The sequence below is a fragment of the Bradyrhizobium sp. 192 genome, assembly GCF_023100965.1.
In the GTDB taxonomy this organism is placed as follows: domain Bacteria; phylum Pseudomonadota; class Alphaproteobacteria; order Rhizobiales; family Xanthobacteraceae; genus Bradyrhizobium; species Bradyrhizobium symbiodeficiens.
In genome coordinates this window covers 6,643,783-6,658,793 of record NZ_CP064690.1, presented here as the reverse complement: position 1 = coordinate 6,658,793, position 15,011 = coordinate 6,643,783, and the positions used below count along the sequence as shown (strand labels likewise).

The window sequence follows — 15,011 nt, the reverse complement described above, 5'->3', positions numbered from 1 at the left end:
ATCTAGACCTCCTCGGGTTGCTGTTGGCGCACGCGAACGGATGCCGCGCGTTCGAACATCGCGACAAGTTCATTGGCTCGCTTGTCCGATGTGTGCCGATCGATGGTCCGCTCGCGCCCCCGTCGCGCGATACGTCGCAGCTCGGCATCGGGCATTGCCAAGGCGGCGAGGGTATCGTCCTCGTCCTTCGCGAGCAGGATTTCGTCGCCAGGAGCGAAGAACGTCTCAATTCCCTCCCAGCTGTCGCTGAGAATAGGTACACCGCAGGCTGCGGCTTCGAATAGACGGCCCGAGGGGCACCACCCCATCTGAGCCATCGCCCGCCGCGTGACATTAAGTGTCAGGCGGGACGAAGCGAAGAAAGCGGCATGTTCGGACGGCGGCAGATGCCGGACGAAATAGATGTTCGGGGACCATGGAAAATCGTCGGGATACTGGGCGCCGCCGATCAGAAAACGCAGATCGTGCCTGTCACGCGCGGGCGCCACGAACAGCGCCTCAAGCGTCCGCTGACGATCGTCGGAATAGGTTCCGAGATATGACAGATCGGCACGGTAATGCGGCAGCGGTGGGACCGGCCGATGTATGTCGGTATCGACATGACCATACAGCGGCTCGATGTGCCGCGCGCCGAGCCTGGAGCGAAATTCATGCGAGATGCGCGGGCCGCCGGTAAAGCTCAAAACCAGATCAAAATCCGCAAGGCCGCGCGGACCGATATACGGCACTGTCTCTCCCGCGACGATCCTCGACAGCGTCACCGGCGTGTCGAGGTCGTAGAACACCGGTAGGGTGCGTCCCTCCATGAGGATCAGGTCGGTTGCCGCGATTGCGTCCGGACAATAGGACGTGACGATCGCGATGTCCGCGTCCCGGAGATCCTGATTTGCAATCGGGCGAACGGACTCCCAATCCGAGAACAGCTTCAACTCACCGCCCGGCAGTTCGTGAATATCTCGAGCGCCGGCATAATACGGCAGGTCGCGCTCGAAAAACACGATGGTGTGCCCCAGTCGCACCAGGTGCTTGCAGAGGCCCCGCCACAGGGTGGCGTGACCGTTGCCCCAGGAGGAGGAGATAGTCAGGCCGAATATGACGATCTTCACGCTCTTGCCCGCTGATTCATTCCGGTAATCTTGAATTCGTTCTGATCGACGGTCAGCGTGCTGACACTGCCCGGTTCGATTTCGACGGAGAGAAAGTCGTCGAGTTCAAGTCCCTGATAATGCAATAGCGCTGTACGGATAGGCTCTGCATGACTGACGACGACTACGGTGTCGCAACTAGAGTCGCTCCGCAGCTGCTCGAGATGGCCGATGACGCGTTGCTGGAGGGCCCGCATGCTCTCGCCGCCGGGCGGCCGGCTCGTGCCGCGTTGCGTGTTCCAGGCCGACCATCGCGGATCTCGGTCGAGATCGTCAAACCTTTGTCCCGTCCAGTCGCCGTAGTCCAGTTCGTCGACAGCAGGAACGATCTCGACCGCGAGACTGTAGTGCGTGGCCAGGATGCAGGCGGATTGCAGGCAGCGGCGCTGCGGGCTCGATTGAACCAGATTCGGGCGGGGATCTATCGCATCGGCGCAGTGCGCGATCTCCTCGCAACCCAGCTCGTCGAGCGCGACGCCTTTCATCCGGCCGCACAGGGTGCGGCCAAGCAGGGCGTGATGACCGTGACGTACGAGATGTATGACTCTCGCCATCACGCGCGGGCCTTGTTGTCGATGAAGGCCCGCGTGCGGCGCCCGGCTTCTTCGTCGGTGAACTGCTGCGGCGGCGACTTCATGAAGTAGCTCGAAGGGCCGGTCAGCGCGCCCGCCATGCCGCGGTCCATGGCGAGCTTGGCGCAACGCACGGCGTCGATGACGACTCCCGCCGAGTTCGGAGAATCCCAGACCTCGAGCTTCACCTCGGCGCTGAGGGGAACGCCGCCGAAGGTGGTGCCCTCCAGCCGGATGTAAGCGAGCTTCCGGTCGGTGAGCCAGGGGACGTGATCGCTCGGCCCGACATGGATGTTATCGGCATCCATGGGAACGTCGAACTGACTGGTGACGGCCTGGGTCTTCGATATCTTCTTGGATGTCAGCCGTTCCCGCTCCAGCATGTTCTTGAAATCGGTATTGCCGCCGACGTTGAGTTGATAGGTGCGGTCGAGGCGGACGCCGCGGTCGCGGAAAAGATTGGCGAGCACGCGGTGAAGGATGGTGGCGCCGACCTGGCTTTTGATGTCGTCGCCGATGATGGGCAGACCGGCTTGCTCAAATCTGGCTCGCCAATCCGGATTGGAGGCGATGAAAACCGGGATGCAGTTGACATAGCCGCAACCGGCCTCGATCGCTCGGGCGGCGTACCATTCGCTTGCACGTTGCGAGCCGACCGGAAGATAGGACACCAGAACGTCTGTGCGCGACATCGCCAGCACCTCCGCAACGTCCACTTCAGGCGCATCTGAAACTGGAATGTCGTCCTGAAGATAGCGGCCGACGCCGTCCATGACCGGCCCGCGCTGCACGATCACGCCGCTCTCGGCGACGTCGGAAAAGCGGTGCGTGTTGTTCGGCTTGGCCCAGATCGCCTCGGCAACGTCGCGGCCGACCTTATGAGCGTTGACGTCGAATGCCGAAGCGATCTGAATGTCGCTGATGTGGTAGCCGCCGACATCCACATTCATCAATCCGGGTACCGGCTCATTCGACGTTGCATTCCGGTAGTAGGTAAGCCCCTGGATCAGCGAGCTCGCGCAGTTGCCTACGCCGACGATGCCGACGCGTACGCGTTGCCTGTCTTGAAGACGTGAATGCATGAACTGATGTCCTCCGGAAAAGCAACACGGTCAAACGTAAGTAGATCGGCGAACGTGCGGAAGGTATGTTCGTTCCTGTGTCGACCATGGTGTGCGGCAGGATGATCGCTTCAAACCCCCAGAAAAAGAAACAAGCTTAACCTGGATTAGAATCTGCGGACGCCTGCAAGGAACGATCTTCTTCCTGGTTGAAGAACAAGAAGAAGATGGTGGATCTGGCAATGCCCGTCGCCCCGGAGCGGTGGTCGACAAGAACAAATTCTGCCGGCCGACGTTCAGCGAAAGCGGACGAACTCGTCGTCACGTCGAGTTCCAGCGCCAACCAGGAAGGTATCCACATGAACTCGAGCCACTCAAAGACGCACAGCAGCGAAGCGCAGCACACCACCAACCACGACGTCATTCGAAAATGGGCGGAAGAACGCGGTGGCAAGCCGGCAACCGTGAAGGCGACCGAAGAAAAGGGGCATGCCGGCATCCTGCGGATCGACTTCGACCCCCCGGATGAAGGTCTGGACCGGATCGGCTGGGACGAGTTCTTCGAGAAGTTCGACGATGCCGGCATCGCGTTCCTTCATCAGGACAGGACCAAGGATGGCGAGCTCAGTCGCTTTCATAAATTCGTGAGAGCCTAGGAGGGGTGCCCCGACGTGGGCAGCATGAACAGCTGGACGGAGGCGATGCGTGCGGGGGATTTCGCTCGCGCCTGGGCCATTGCCGATCGCGATCTGGCAGCGCTTGCCGTTGCCCCCAAGCACACTGGTCCGCGCCATCTGCAACGGATATGGCGCGGCGAGGAACTGGCGAACAAGCGCGTGCTGGTCCGCTGCTATCACGGCCTCGGCGACACCATCCAGTTCCTGCGCTTCATGCCTGCGCTCAGGATGATAGCGCGCAGCGTGACGGTCTGGTGCCAGGCTGAGCTATTGCCGCTGGTCGAACGGATCGAAGGCGTCAGTCTTGCAATTCCGCTTCATGATGGTGCGCCTTGCACCGAGTTTGATGTCGATATCGAGATCATGGAGGTTCCGCACGCGATCAGGGCAGGGCCGGCAACGGTCGAGATCCGCGCTCCCTATTTGACGCTGCCGGCAAGCAGCTTATCGTCGCAGCTGCTCGAGCAACGCGGCGGCCTGTCTGTCGGTCTGGTCTGGGAGGTTGGTGCCTGGGACAAGCGGCGTTCCGTTCCGCCGGCGCTGTTCAGGCGCCTCGGCGGCGACGACAGAATTTTGTATTCGCTTCAGCGAGGAGGAGGGGCTGAGCGGCTCCCCGAGGCGGCCGCGCGGGATATCAGCACGCCCGACATCGTGGCCCTCGGTCATCTGCTCCGGCAACTCGACCTCGTGATTTGCGTTGACACCATGGTTGCGCATCTCGCGGGAGCGTTGGGACGTGAAGCATGGGTGCTGCTGCATGCCGATTGCGATTGGCGCTGGCCCACCTCCGGCGCTCGCACGTTCTGGTACCCGAGCTTGCGCCTTTTCCACCAAAGGACTGCAGGCGTTTGGGATGACGTGATCGAAGAGGTGCTGCAGATGCTGCTCGGCCGCGTCGAACTGAGGCGACCGGCCGGGTGATCCGTCACGCGATCGCCACGCCTGTCGATACCGGCTGGCACTGCGGCGGCCGCGCTCTGTGGACGAGAGGCCCGGTCCGCAGATAGGCCGGATCGAAGCCCGCGAGGCGGACCAGGCCCGGCCAGTCCACGATCGTGATGATTTTTCCGCGCCATCGCAACAGGCCGCGACGGCGCAATTCCTGAATGGTGCGATTTGCGTGCACCGGAGAAATGCCGCACGCGGCAGCCAAGTCGGATTGCGTGAACGGCGATGGGAGGTTGAGGTCCCTTGCAAGCCCCACCGCTTGAACACGCGCGGTGATTTCGCAGATCAGATGGGCGACACGCGCGAGAGCATCGCGGCTGCCGAGGTTTAATGTCCAGTCGCGCTGGATCGCGAGATCCATGAGCTTCATGAGGAGCAGCGCGCGAGACATTGCCGTAGATCTAGCCGAGAGCTCGTTGAAGAAGCTATGAGGCACCAACGCAACGACGGCAGATCCGAGCGCGACAAGATTGCCTTTGGCATGCGGTTGATAGAGCGTGTGCAGATCGGGAACGTCGCCGGGAACATGTATGGAGGTAATTTGTCCATGCTGGCCTTCGGCGACGTACCTGGAGAGGTAACCTTGAAGCACGATGCAGCAACGGTCTGTCTCGTCATGGCGCCGCAAAACCGGCTGGTGAGCTTCGATATTGGCGATGGCACTCGGCATGTCCGCCAGCAACTCAAGATCCTGGGCGGTCAGATCGGTCAGGCTCGCCAACCGGTCTGCGAGCTTGGAGAAGGCAAATCCTGCTTGCATCGCGAGTCCATTACACTTTGTCCTCTCCCATTTGGCGGACGGCGACGAAACATGCATTAACGTTTGATAAGTTCTGCCGCGGGCAGCGCTCTCTGTGGTGCAGCTATCGCTGGTGCAGGATTGGACGATCAGTTCGACACAACGGGCGTCGCAGCTTGGGCACCCTCAACGACATACGAAGCGCATTTCGTCTCCGCTGATCCAAAATGAAGCGTCGATTCACATACATTGATGTTTCCTCAGCCCAAGTAGTCAAAGCTCTCCGCCTGGAATTGGGGTAGGTGGCATGGACTACGTGGAACGCATCTTCATCGGTACTGCAGTCGCCGGCTTTCTGGTGATGCTCGCGGCGATCTTTTGGATGTTGATCACATAACCCCGCGCGCTGCTGGCGGAGCGGCCCCGAGAAGCATGACGGCTTGTTGTGTCACTCGCCTGCTTCCTGGTTCGCGACGACATCAATTGCCCTCGGTATAGGCAATTGGATCTGGCATGAAATTCCATCCTGGCCGAACCGAAACTCGCTCTTTGCCCCCGACGTGTGTGCAAGCGCCCGTTCGATCAAGTTACGTCCAAATCCCTTTTGCGATGGCTTAGGCATTTTGGGAACTCCGCTTTCCTTCCAGGTCAGCAGCAGATTTGGAGCGCTCCGGCCGTTGCGTTGAACACGCCAGGAGACATCGAGACGGCCTTGGCCGTCCTTGAGAGCGCCATGCTTGACTGCGTTCGTTGTCAGCTCGTGCAGAGCAAGTCCGATCATCTGGACGAGTTCGAATCCCAACGGAACCGCAGGCCCGGAAACCGACACCTTGTCGTCAGCGGCTCCAACCGCTTGCAGTTCCGAGCGGATGATGTCGCCGAGATCGAGCTGATCGTCGCTCGCCTTGGTGACGAGGCTCTGGACGCGGCCGAGGGCCGCTAACCGCGTCGAGAATTCCTGCAAGGACCCGCCGTTTCCGAGCGTTTGTTGAGCAAGCGCCTGGACAATCGAAAGCAAATTGCGAGTCCGGTGCTGTAGCTCCGCAATGAGAACGCGCTGCCTGGCTTCCGAATGAGTCAGGCTCGTCACGTCGATGAAGGTCACGACGACACCCCGGATTTTCCGATCACCGTCGCGGTAGGGCGCTAGCCGCACCAGATAGTGCGGATCCTGTCCCTCGCCGCCGACCCTTCTCTCGATCGGATCCGCACCCGCGAACACCTTGGCGATATCGTCCGAAAAGCCGGTCAGGTTCAGTCGGCTCGAAAGATCCGTGATCGGCCGTCCTTTGTCCGTCGGAAGGATGTTGAACACCTTCGTGACCGCAGGAGTAAAGCTTCTAATGACCAGCTTCCTGTCCAGGAAAATGGTTGCGACATCCGTGCTTTCGAACAAATTTTGCAGGTCGCTGTTGGCCCGATCCAGCGCGTCGACCTTGCCGTGAAGCTCGGCATTGACCGTGTGAAGCTCCTCGTTGACCGACTGCAACTCTTCCTTGGAAGCCTCCAGCTCCTCGTTGGTCGACTGCATCTCTTCGTTGACGGAGACGAGCTCTTCATTGGAGGACTTCAATTCCTCGAGCGCGGTCTCGTACTCCTCGATCATGGATTGCAGGCGATCCCGGGTCTCGCGCAGTTCGCGCTCCAGGTGCGCAGCCGGGTCGCCATGACCAATCTGGGCCCGGTTGAGAGCCTCCTCGCGGCTGAGCACGGGGCCCTGGTCGGCGAAAAGCACCAGCAATAGCGGCTCGCCGCTGCCAACATCGTCCAGTGGCCCGATTGTCAAATTGACCCGCTGAATCTCGCCGTCCTCGGTGTCGAGTGATACGCCATTGCGCGTGGCCATTCGTCCGGTCTCGATCGCTTCCCGGAATAGCGTTCGCAGATCGAGCCTGAGGCCTTTCCGTGCCATCGTCAGAAGCTGCCGCGTCGGGGCGCCGGCAGGCGCTTCCAGGTATTTTCCGGTCCGACTCGAGTAGTAGACGACATCGCCATCGCGATTGACGACGACGTGTGGCGGAGCAAATTGCTCGACGACGTGCTCCTCGACGGCTTGGCGCAAGGCAAGGCCAACGAGCGGCTGGCGCCGTGGGCTGAGGTTCGTGGCCGGACCCGGCTGGGCGCCATGCAGAGCAATGGGAAGCCGTTTCGGCGCGCTGGCATCGGAGCGGCGGCGGAAAATCCGGTGCCGCTTCTCGATCGGCGCAAACAGATCCGCGAACTGGCTGGCATTCTCTGCCGTGCCGAGGAAAAGATAGCCGTCCGGACGCAGCGCATAATGGAATGTCGGGATCACCTGATTTTGCACATCAGCGCCGAAATAGATCAGCAGGTTGCGGCAGGACACCAGATCGATGCGCGAAAATGGCGGGTCACGAATGACGCTGTGGGGCGAAAAAATGCAGAGGTCGCGAACATCCTTGGAGACGACATAGCTGACGCCGTCCGATACGAAGAACCGCTTGCGGCGCTCGGGCGACACGGTGTCGAGCAGCGGGCCCGGGTAGCGGGCGGCTCGTGCCACCGAGAGCGCCCGTTCGTCGATGTCCGTGGCAAAGATCTGCACCCTTGGTGCGGCCGTCAACGTGTCCATATGCTCGCGCGCCAGAATTGCGATCGAGAAGACCTCCTCTCCGGTAGCGCAGCCGGGAACCCAGATTCGGACCGTGGCATCGGCGCCCAGTCCTTCGAATATCCTGGGAATGACTGAGGCTGCGAGCGCCTCGAAGGCATCCTCGTCGCGGAAGAAGTTCGTGACGTTGATGAGCAGATCCCGGAACAGGGCGCCTACTTCCGGCGGTTCCTGCCGCAGCCGCTCGACATAGGCCTCGATGGTTGCGAGCTGGGTAACCTGCATGCGGCGCTGGATGCGACGGACGAACGTCTTGGTCTTGTAGCCGCTGAAGTCGTGTCCGGTCTGGTTCCTCAAGATCGTGTAGATCTCGGGCAGCGATGCTCCGATCGTCGGCTCCTCGGAGCTTTCCGGCGTGTCGTCGATGATCTGCTTGAGCAGGTCGTTGGCACGGACGAACTCGACCAGCTTGCGACCCATATCCTCCACTGGGATCGCGAAGTCGATCAGGCCCGAGGAAATTGCGGCCTCCGGCATGTCCGGATGTTGTGGGCCGAAGCCATCGCCGACCTGCGCGAACGTGATCCCGCCACGCTCCTTGATCGCCTTGACGCCGAGCGTGCCGTCCCCGTCTCCGCCGGAGAGGATGACGCCGCCCGCGAGCTCGCCGATATCCACAGCCAGCGCGCTCATGAAAATATCGATCGGCTTATGCTGACGGTAGCTGCCGCTCTTTCGCAGCGTTAGCCGGCGGTCTTTGATACCCAAAATCGCTTTGGCCGGCATGACGTAGACGTGGTTATTCTGGACGCGGATCGCGTCCGCAGCCACGTGCACCGGCAGAGCCGTGTAACGGGCGACGATTTCATGCAGAACGCTTTCTCGCTCCGGGCTGAGATGGGTCACGATGACCAACGCAAGTCCTGGCTCTGCAGGCAGGCCGCGAAAGAACCCCTCCAGCGCTTCGATTCCGCCCGCAGATGCGCCGATACAGATGATCGGAAAGGCTTCCGGCGGAGTCATGGCTGTGCGCTCCACGACGTCGTCGCCGAGCCGTTCGTTCCGGCGCGGGAGAGTCCTTGCCCCGCAGAAACGAATTCGGATGCAAGCCGTGATCGTGACGTCGCTTCCGCGAGCATACGAGACGCCGTTCTGACTTCGAACCTCCCGAACCGGACCGAACCAAATTCGCCTGCAGAGGACACCGCTAAAATGTGATTGTTGGGCATTCGACCTCCGCAGGGCTGACAAATCCATGCTACCCTCGCACCAAACAGACGAGTGTCAAGAACGGTGTCGGACACAGCACTCTTGACCGGCCTTTATGGCTCATATCGCGGTCCTGACAATTGAGGCTCGACGAACAAATAGTTCGAGGTTCGAGGCACAACGATCCGATCAACGCGTTATGGCCGAATCGAGGTCTCGCAGAAAAGGACGGCCTGATGCCACGTTTCTTTTTCGACTTCACCTCGGGGAGGACCATCGAGGCGGACGATATCGGGACGGAGTTCCCCTCGCTGGAAGAAGCCTATCTCGACGCGTGCCGCTCCGCTCTGGAAATGTCTTTTGAGAAGCTCCGTGTGCGCTGCGATCCCAATCTCGACTCGGTGGAAATCCTGGATGCCGAACGACACTCCCTGATGCAGGTGCCGTTTTCGGACGTTTTGCGCCCGAAGCCGCCGCGGCTGCCTTCGGCGCAGGATCTTTGCAATCAGCAGAGCTGCAATCAGCTCATTGAGTCCTGCAACCAGCAACTGGTCCGCGGCAAACGCCTCAAGGCCGAAATCGGCGAGGAACTGAGAAAGATGCGGACGACGTCGAGCGCCATCCGCGCAAGTCTGGAACGGCTGACCAGGGCTGCGCGCTAGCCGCGCGTCCCGTCAGGCATTGCGAGATAAGCCGGGTCGAATTCCGCAGCCTGGTAAAGGCCTGCCCGGTCACGGATGATGAGGCGGCCCCGGCTAAGATCAACCAGCTTGCTGCTACGGAGTTGCTGCAAGACCCTGTTGACGTGAACGGTCGACAGTCCAAGGATGTCGCCAAGCTCGCGCTGGGTCAGGGGGAATTCGAAATCATCGGATTCCCTACGGCTGCTGCCTGAACGACAGGCGATCTCACACAGGAGATGAGCGAGACGCGCCTCCGCCGGCTTGCGGCCCAGCCAGATCAACCACTCCTTTTGAACCGACGCCCGCCATGCCGTCGCGCGCCATAACCCGCGTACGATTGCCGGCCGCAGTTCCAGGAGCGGATGCAGTTCGGCGGCTGGAATGGACAAGACCAGAGCCGGCGAAAATGTGCTGATCGAAATTCCGGCCCGACCCAGAACGAAGTCTCCCGGATTGAGCGGATCGCCGGGCAGACACACGGACACGATCTGCTGACCGCCGCCTTCCAGGGTGCGGGTGGCACGCGCCACCCCACTGCACAGCAAGAGCAGCGGCACAGACTCGCTGCCTTCTTCGACGATGAGTTCGCCCTTCGCGAGATTTCGCAGCTGCGCAATCGAGAGCAGGGCCTGCTGGTCCACGACCGACAATCCCATTCGACGGCTCAAAGTCGCCAACAGGGGAGCCAAGTCGAATGCTGACGATTGGGGTGACAGTGCCGCGGCTGCTGCTTCGGGCGGCAGTGCTGCGGTGCGATCCATCCAGGCTCGCAGCGTGGCATAGAAGTCCAGCAGCGCTGCTTCGTTCAGAAGCAGGCTCCTGAGGTGTCCGTTCTTGGAGGTGGCAAGGGTCCGCCGCTCGGAGGCAAGCTGTCGAAGCTCTCCGTAGGAACGGCTTTGGAGTGTAAGGCGGTGTAGCATTGCCGGAGCCCTCTAGGCGCTAAAACGCAATACCCCTTTTTCCAGTTCCGTGATGTTTCAACTGAAATCGAACGTGGCTCAACCGAAGCGGGAGCCACGTTGGAGCCGGCATGGCTTCAGACCCATCGCGGCCGGTTGTCTCGTGAAATCAAAGGATTGATCGATGCGCTCGGCGAGGTTCCCCGCAGGCCCACTCCTGCAGCCTCGACCAAGGGCGCTGGAGCGACTCAGGCAGATCTTCCCACGGCGCCGACCGCATGGGTGGGGACCGCGGCGGCCGCGTTGACGCGGCCGGCCGCGGGAGCAGGGTCACCGGGTAAAGTTGCCGGTGGATCAGAGGGAAAGGCTTGCTCTCATAGACCTCACGTCAGAGCATTCGTCACCGGCGGCTCTTTCATCTGCTCGACCTGTGCGCCGCTGTCCGGCCGGGCGGGTCCGAGGACAGGCTCCTGGCCCAGAGGTTCAAATCCGGCGCGGAAGCTGAATTGGCCCTGACCGTCGATCGAGGGTCCCTCGCAATAGCGGCCCGGCTGGATTGAGGCTGCGTCGCGTTCGGTGCCCATGAACATGTAGCTGAACTCCGTCGCTTCCTTGCTACGATCGAAGCTGTTCGGAATCGGAAGCGCGGCATCGGCGCCCATCTCCTCGATCACCGCGAGCCATTGCTGCTGGTGCATGGTGTCCCGGGCAATGAGATAGCTCAGCATATCCTGCATGCCCGGGTCGCTGGTGGAGTTGTAAAGCCGCACGGCAAGCGTACGGCCGGTGGATTCGGCCGCGACGTTGCAGTACATGTCGGCCGCCAGATTGCCGCTCGCATAGATGTGCGAACAGTCGAACGGCACGCCGTCGCAATTGGCAGGAAATGCGGACAAGCCGGTCGAGAGAATGTGCCGATGTAGCATGCCTTCGATCACATGGCGCGGCCGCTCGCCGCCGTTCATCACCGCGCCGACCACGGGATTGGCTTGCATCGTGGTCTCCTGTGTCGTCACGGGCGCATCCTCCAGGTTCAGTGCAACGGCGGTGGCCAGCATCTCGATATGGCTGATTTCTTCTGTCGCCGTGTTGAGAAGGACGTCGCGATATTTCGCCGGTCCGCGAGCGCCCCAAGCCTGAAAGAAATATTGCAGGCAAACCCTGATCTCTCCCTCGACACCGCCGATCGCTTGTTGCAGCTGGCGAGCGAAGATCGGATCCGGTTTCTCGATCTTGACGGGATATTGCAGTCGCTTGTCGAAGTAGTACATGCGCAGCTCCTTTTGTTTTTGCCGCAAATCCGCAATGAGCGCCCGGAAGCTGCGTTCCTAATCTTTCGCGCAATCATTTAGAGGCGTTCGAGACTGACGCACTTCCCGGAAGATGTGGAATGAAAAACAGATGCGGCCCCGGCGGCAGAGAGGAGTCCGCCGAGGCCGCTCTTGCCCCGCGCATATTGAAGCGACGGCCCTTCAACCTTGCGCGACCGGCAAACCGTTAGCGCCGAGGCACGACTCCGTTTGAAGGCGGAGTTGACTCGTTGCGCATGCCAGGCGGACTGGAGGCACCCTGGCCGCCGCGTTCGACGTGTGTGATACCGCCGCCCCCTGCACCAGCTCCGCCTGCGCCGGCACCAGCCCCGCTGCCCCCTGCACCGGCTCCGCTGCCGCCGGCACCGGCTCCAGCACCGGCTCCGCCGCCAGCTCCACCGGCGCCGCCACCGGCACCACCGGCACCGCCGCCAGCGCCGCCACCGGCGCCTTGCGCGAACGCTTCACCAACTGACGTTGCGGCCAACAGAGCCGCGACGGCGATCGAGAAGATTGTCTTACGCATGTTGTTGCTCCTTCATGCTTCGAGTGTAGTCGTCCAATCGAGTCTGCCTGCAAGCGTTCCTATGAAATGCCGCGAATGAATTGGTTTGTCGCTCATCGGCATCGGCGTTGCAGCCGTATCAACGCCTGTGGATGGGTGGGACGGCGACGGTTGCAAATCGCTCGGCAAGAGATGTGAGCGCCGCCCGCATTTCCGGGCCTCTCATGGCCGCCCCGTGCCCCGTCACGACCACCTCCGGGGAGAGTGCGGCAAGTGCGCGCACCGAGGTCTCGGCACGTTCCCGATCCGGGGTGAAATACATCGGAGGTCCGTGCATCTCCGGCGTCTGCGTCGACGCTGCGTAAGCCGATTCCTGGCGCGTCGTGATGAATGCATCGCCGGCAATCAGGACTTGGTCGCGTTCGCGCCAGAGTGACACATGGCCGGGGGTATGGCCGGGCGTGTGAATCCATCTCCATTCCGGAAGGAAGGGCACGCTGCGATCCGAGGGAAGATCGTACAGCCTCGAGGCGACGTTGACCGGCTTGGTTGGAAACAGCGGTGAGAGGCGGGCGGGCAGCCCGCCACCAACGCTGGGATCGGCTGGCGGATAGGACCGCGTGCCGTCGAGATAAGGATGCTCGGCGGGATGGGCATAGACCGGCACATCCCATTCATTCGCCAGGGTTTCGAGTGCGCCCACGTGATCGAAATGCGCGTGCGTCATCACAATGCATGCCGGCCTGCCGTATGCCCCAAACCTCGCCCGGGCGGCACTCCGGATTGCCGGGGCCGAGCCGGGAATTCCGGCATCGACCAGAACCCAATTCCCGTCACCGGCCTTCTCGATCCCGACGAAGACGATGTTGACGATTGCCAGCTGCCGGTATGCCACGTCCGAAACGATCTCACGGGTGTTGTCGTTGCGGTCGAGGTCGGCTTGCGGGCGCTCGGCGGAGGCCCCGGAAGAGAGTGGTATTTGCGTCATGTCGGTTTCTCCTGCACCTGCGGTGCATCCGGGTGAACAGCGCCTTCATGGGCTGTGTTCCTGAAAACCGAAGCTGTTTGGCCGTTGGTTAACCCAGGTTAGGGCGGCGCAAACGTCAAGATGCGCCTGTGCACCTGCACGTGGCGAACTTAACGTGCGTGAATGTGAGGACCGTCAAGCGCGTTATCGTTCTGACGAGGACCGGTCGGAAGTCGTCGCCAATGGAATAGGAGATCCCATGAATGAAAAGCCAATCAACGGACGCGAGCCGTCGTTCTCGGAAGACGACATCCAGCGCGAGCAACTTGGGCCGCGCGGCATTCCCGGCAAGCAATCCCCGACCAGGATGACACCCCAGCGAGAAAAGAAGACGCCAGGCGATGTGGATCAGGGGCACCCGAAGTGACAGACCGACTGCGGCGAATTCCACCCGCGTTTTGATGTCACGGAAGCGGTTAGGAACGTTGCTGCGAGCGATAAGTTGGCGGGGGACGTTCAATCAACAAGGATCAGCCAGGATGACAAACGCAGCAAGAGACACGTTCATAGTGGGCTTACGCAATGCTCATGCCATGGAAATTCAGGCGCGAGAGTTGATGGAGCGCCAGTCCGAACGACTTGACGAGTATCCGGAGGTCAAGGCGAAGCTGGCGGCTCACTTGCAGGAGACCAATGAACAGCTGAAGCGGCTCGAACGATGTCTGGACGCTTGCGGCGAGAGCACATCGACGCTCAAGGACACCGCCCAGTCCGTCCTCGCCAATATGCAGGCGATGGCGCATGCCACCGCCGGTGACGAGATTCTCAAGAACACGTTCGCCAATAATGCATTCGAGAATTTCGAGATCGCCGCTTACAAATCTCTTCTGGCACTCTGTGACTCCGCGGGTGTTGCCGACGCCAAGGCGGACCTCGAGACCTCGCTGAAAGAGGAGCAACGTATGGCGGCCTGGATCGACTCCAATGTCGAGAAGGTCACCAAGGAGTACCTCGAGCATCAGCGCCAAGCCGCCTGACCCCGTCCAAAGACGATAGAAAGCCCCGCGCCGCTACCCTCGGCGCGGGGCTCGTTCGTTTCGGGAGAGTCTAGTGCGTATTGGATTTCTGCCAGCGTTCCAGATCGATGGGATGACGCTCTGGATTGATCTGGTCCTTCTCGGGGTTGTCTTTCCAAGGCTTATCGGTCTGCCTGTGTGTCGGGGAATCGGTCTGCTGTCGGGGATCGTCAAGCGGGGTTTCGCGCGGATCCTCTTCAGTCGTCTTTCCCATTCGTTGCTCCCGATTTTCGGTGCCTCACCGCACACCGGCGATGATTCCCGCCACCCTGCGGGAGTGCTGGTCGACGATGATGAGATCGTTTCCGGCAATGAGATATTGATCGCCCCAGAACCCGTTCAGCAGCTGCGTAGCTTCCGGCGGCAGGTCCGCGACTGCGTCTGGCGGGGCACCGAGGTGCCGACCATCATCTCGAAATTCGGCCGATCCATGGTTGGGCCGTTCGCCGAAGAGATGATCGAGCGGAGCTGTTGGCGTTGCTGGTCGCTCAGGTTCGCTGGTTGAATGCTTTGCTTGATTGCGCGGGCCCGGCTGCCGGTCGAATCCTCGGTGGCCGCAGGATCCGTCTTTGCCGCCTCGCTGACGGCTTCCCGCTGTGTCGCAACGCCGGTGCCCACGCCCGTCGCCGGCGCGCTGTTGTCAGCGCC

At 61.4% G+C, this 15,011-nt stretch carries 16 protein-coding genes; 6 read left to right on the top strand and 10 right to left on the bottom strand.

Features of this window, described 5'->3' with window-relative positions; all coding sequences use genetic code 11:
* Positions 1 to 2 precede the first annotated feature (2 nt).
* From IVB24_RS31200 to IVB24_RS31190, 3 genes are read right to left on the bottom strand one after another with little or no spacing between them, the layout of a single operon-like run.
* Positions 3 to 1,106 carry a glycosyltransferase gene (locus IVB24_RS31200; RefSeq protein ID WP_247770293.1) on the bottom strand — a complete coding sequence of 368 codons (1,104 nt, stop codon included), beginning with the start codon at positions 1,104 to 1,106 and terminating at the stop codon, positions 3 to 5.
* The gene (locus IVB24_RS31195; protein ID WP_247774210.1) at positions 1,103 to 1,699 is read right to left on the bottom strand and encodes a histidine phosphatase family protein; all 597 of its coding nucleotides are present in this window, start codon (positions 1,697 to 1,699) and stop codon (positions 1,103 to 1,105) included. The genes IVB24_RS31200 and IVB24_RS31195 overlap by 4 nt, the downstream gene beginning before the upstream one ends.
* On the bottom strand, positions 1,699 to 2,799 hold the full coding sequence (locus tag IVB24_RS31190) for an inositol-3-phosphate synthase (protein WP_247770292.1): 1,101 nt from the start codon (positions 2,797 to 2,799) through the stop codon (positions 1,699 to 1,701). Before IVB24_RS31190 ends, IVB24_RS31195 begins: the two co-directional genes overlap by 1 nt.
* Positions 2,800 to 3,137: 338 nt before the next feature.
* Here IVB24_RS31190 and IVB24_RS31185 point away from each other — a divergent pair, with 338 nt between their 5' ends.
* A complete protein-coding gene (locus tag IVB24_RS31185; protein WP_247774209.1) occupies positions 3,138 to 3,434 on the top strand; it encodes a hypothetical protein in 297 nt (98 codons plus the stop codon).
* A gap of 24 nt (positions 3,435 to 3,458) precedes the next feature.
* Positions 3,459 to 4,376: a hypothetical protein gene (locus tag IVB24_RS31180; RefSeq protein ID WP_247770291.1), complete on the top strand. Its 918-nt coding sequence runs from the start codon at positions 3,459 to 3,461 to the stop codon at positions 4,374 to 4,376.
* Positions 4,377 to 4,380: 4 nt separating this feature from the next.
* On the opposite strand, the gene IVB24_RS31175 is transcribed toward IVB24_RS31180, so the two are convergent.
* Positions 4,381 to 5,163: a Crp/Fnr family transcriptional regulator gene (locus tag IVB24_RS31175; RefSeq protein WP_247770290.1), complete on the bottom strand. Its 783-nt coding sequence runs from the start codon at positions 5,161 to 5,163 to the stop codon at positions 4,381 to 4,383.
* A 427-nt stretch (positions 5,164 to 5,590) separates the two neighbouring features.
* A complete protein-coding gene (locus IVB24_RS31170; protein WP_247770289.1) occupies positions 5,591 to 8,737 on the bottom strand; it encodes a CheR family methyltransferase in 3,147 nt (1,048 codons plus the stop codon).
* Between the two features lie 326 nt (positions 8,738 to 9,063).
* Here IVB24_RS31170 and IVB24_RS31165 point away from each other — a divergent pair, with 326 nt between their 5' ends.
* Positions 9,064 to 9,585, top strand: coding sequence for a hypothetical protein (locus IVB24_RS31165; protein ID WP_247770288.1), 522 nt, complete (start codon positions 9,064 to 9,066; stop codon positions 9,583 to 9,585).
* On the opposite strand, the gene IVB24_RS31160 is transcribed toward IVB24_RS31165, so the two are convergent.
* Positions 9,582 to 10,367, bottom strand: a complete 786-nt coding sequence (locus IVB24_RS31160) for a Crp/Fnr family transcriptional regulator (protein ID WP_247770287.1) — start codon at positions 10,365 to 10,367, stop codon at positions 9,582 to 9,584. The two genes, IVB24_RS31165 and IVB24_RS31160, sit on opposite strands and share 4 nt — an antisense overlap.
* 521 nt (positions 10,368 to 10,888) lie before the next feature.
* Positions 10,889 to 11,776, bottom strand: a complete 888-nt coding sequence (locus tag IVB24_RS31155; protein WP_247770286.1) for a manganese catalase family protein — start codon at positions 11,774 to 11,776, stop codon at positions 10,889 to 10,891.
* A gap of 316 nt (positions 11,777 to 12,092) precedes the next feature.
* Between IVB24_RS31155 and IVB24_RS31150 the strand changes: the two genes are divergently transcribed.
* On the top strand, positions 12,093 to 12,290 hold the full coding sequence (locus tag IVB24_RS31150) for a hypothetical protein (protein ID WP_247770285.1): 198 nt from the start codon (positions 12,093 to 12,095) through the stop codon (positions 12,288 to 12,290).
* A 169-nt stretch (positions 12,291 to 12,459) separates the two neighbouring features.
* Here the strand turns inward: IVB24_RS31150 and IVB24_RS31145 are convergent, their stop codons facing one another.
* Positions 12,460 to 13,308, bottom strand: a complete 849-nt coding sequence (locus IVB24_RS31145) for an MBL fold metallo-hydrolase (protein WP_247770284.1) — start codon at positions 13,306 to 13,308, stop codon at positions 12,460 to 12,462.
* 238 nt (positions 13,309 to 13,546) lie between these two features.
* Here IVB24_RS31145 and IVB24_RS31140 point away from each other — a divergent pair, with 238 nt between their 5' ends.
* Together IVB24_RS31140 and IVB24_RS31135 are read left to right on the top strand one after the other, a co-directional pair.
* Positions 13,547 to 13,714: a hypothetical protein gene (locus IVB24_RS31140; RefSeq protein ID WP_247770283.1), complete on the top strand. Its 168-nt coding sequence runs from the start codon at positions 13,547 to 13,549 to the stop codon at positions 13,712 to 13,714.
* A gap of 112 nt (positions 13,715 to 13,826) precedes the next feature.
* On the top strand, positions 13,827 to 14,324 hold the full coding sequence (locus tag IVB24_RS31135; protein ID WP_247770282.1) for a ferritin-like domain-containing protein: 498 nt from the start codon (positions 13,827 to 13,829) through the stop codon (positions 14,322 to 14,324).
* Positions 14,325 to 14,394: 70 nt separating this feature from the next.
* On the opposite strand, the gene IVB24_RS31130 is transcribed toward IVB24_RS31135, so the two are convergent.
* Together IVB24_RS31130 and IVB24_RS31125 are read right to left on the bottom strand one after the other, a co-directional pair.
* A complete protein-coding gene (locus IVB24_RS31130; RefSeq protein WP_247770281.1) occupies positions 14,395 to 14,577 on the bottom strand; it encodes a hypothetical protein in 183 nt (60 codons plus the stop codon).
* A 125-nt stretch (positions 14,578 to 14,702) separates the two neighbouring features.
* Entirely contained in the window at positions 14,703 to 14,981 is a 279-nt protein-coding gene (locus IVB24_RS31125) for a hypothetical protein (RefSeq protein ID WP_247770280.1), read from the bottom strand.
* Positions 14,982 to 15,011: the final 30 nt, after the last annotated feature.

Bases quoted from the DNA above. Each gene is read 5' to 3' on its own strand.
- IVB24_RS31195 (WP_247774210.1), bottom strand. From the start codon at position 1,699: ATGGCGAGAGTCATACATCTCGTACGTCACGGTCATCACGCCCTGCTT.
- IVB24_RS31190 (WP_247770292.1), bottom strand. From the start codon at position 2,799: ATGCATTCACGTCTTCAAGACAGGCAACGCGTACGCGTCGGCATCGTC.
- IVB24_RS31185 (WP_247774209.1), top strand. From the start codon at position 3,138: ATGAACTCGAGCCACTCAAAGACGCACAGCAGCGAAGCGCAGCACACC.
- IVB24_RS31180 (WP_247770291.1), top strand. From the start codon at position 3,459: ATGAACAGCTGGACGGAGGCGATGCGTGCGGGGGATTTCGCTCGCGCC.
- IVB24_RS31175 (WP_247770290.1), bottom strand. From the start codon at position 5,163: ATGCAAGCAGGATTTGCCTTCTCCAAGCTCGCAGACCGGTTGGCGAGC.
- IVB24_RS31170 (WP_247770289.1), bottom strand. From the start codon at position 8,737: ATGACTCCGCCGGAAGCCTTTCCGATCATCTGTATCGGCGCATCTGCG.
- IVB24_RS31160 (WP_247770287.1), bottom strand. From the start codon at position 10,367: ATGGATCGCACCGCAGCACTGCCGCCCGAAGCAGCAGCCGCGGCACTG.
- IVB24_RS31155 (WP_247770286.1), bottom strand. From the start codon at position 11,776: ATGTACTACTTCGACAAGCGACTGCAATATCCCGTCAAGATCGAGAAA.
- IVB24_RS31145 (WP_247770284.1), bottom strand. From the start codon at position 13,308: ATGACGCAAATACCACTCTCTTCCGGGGCCTCCGCCGAGCGCCCGCAA.
- IVB24_RS31140 (WP_247770283.1), top strand. From the start codon at position 13,547: ATGAATGAAAAGCCAATCAACGGACGCGAGCCGTCGTTCTCGGAAGAC.
- IVB24_RS31135 (WP_247770282.1), top strand. From the start codon at position 13,827: ATGACAAACGCAGCAAGAGACACGTTCATAGTGGGCTTACGCAATGCT.
- IVB24_RS31130 (WP_247770281.1), bottom strand. From the start codon at position 14,577: ATGGGAAAGACGACTGAAGAGGATCCGCGCGAAACCCCGCTTGACGAT.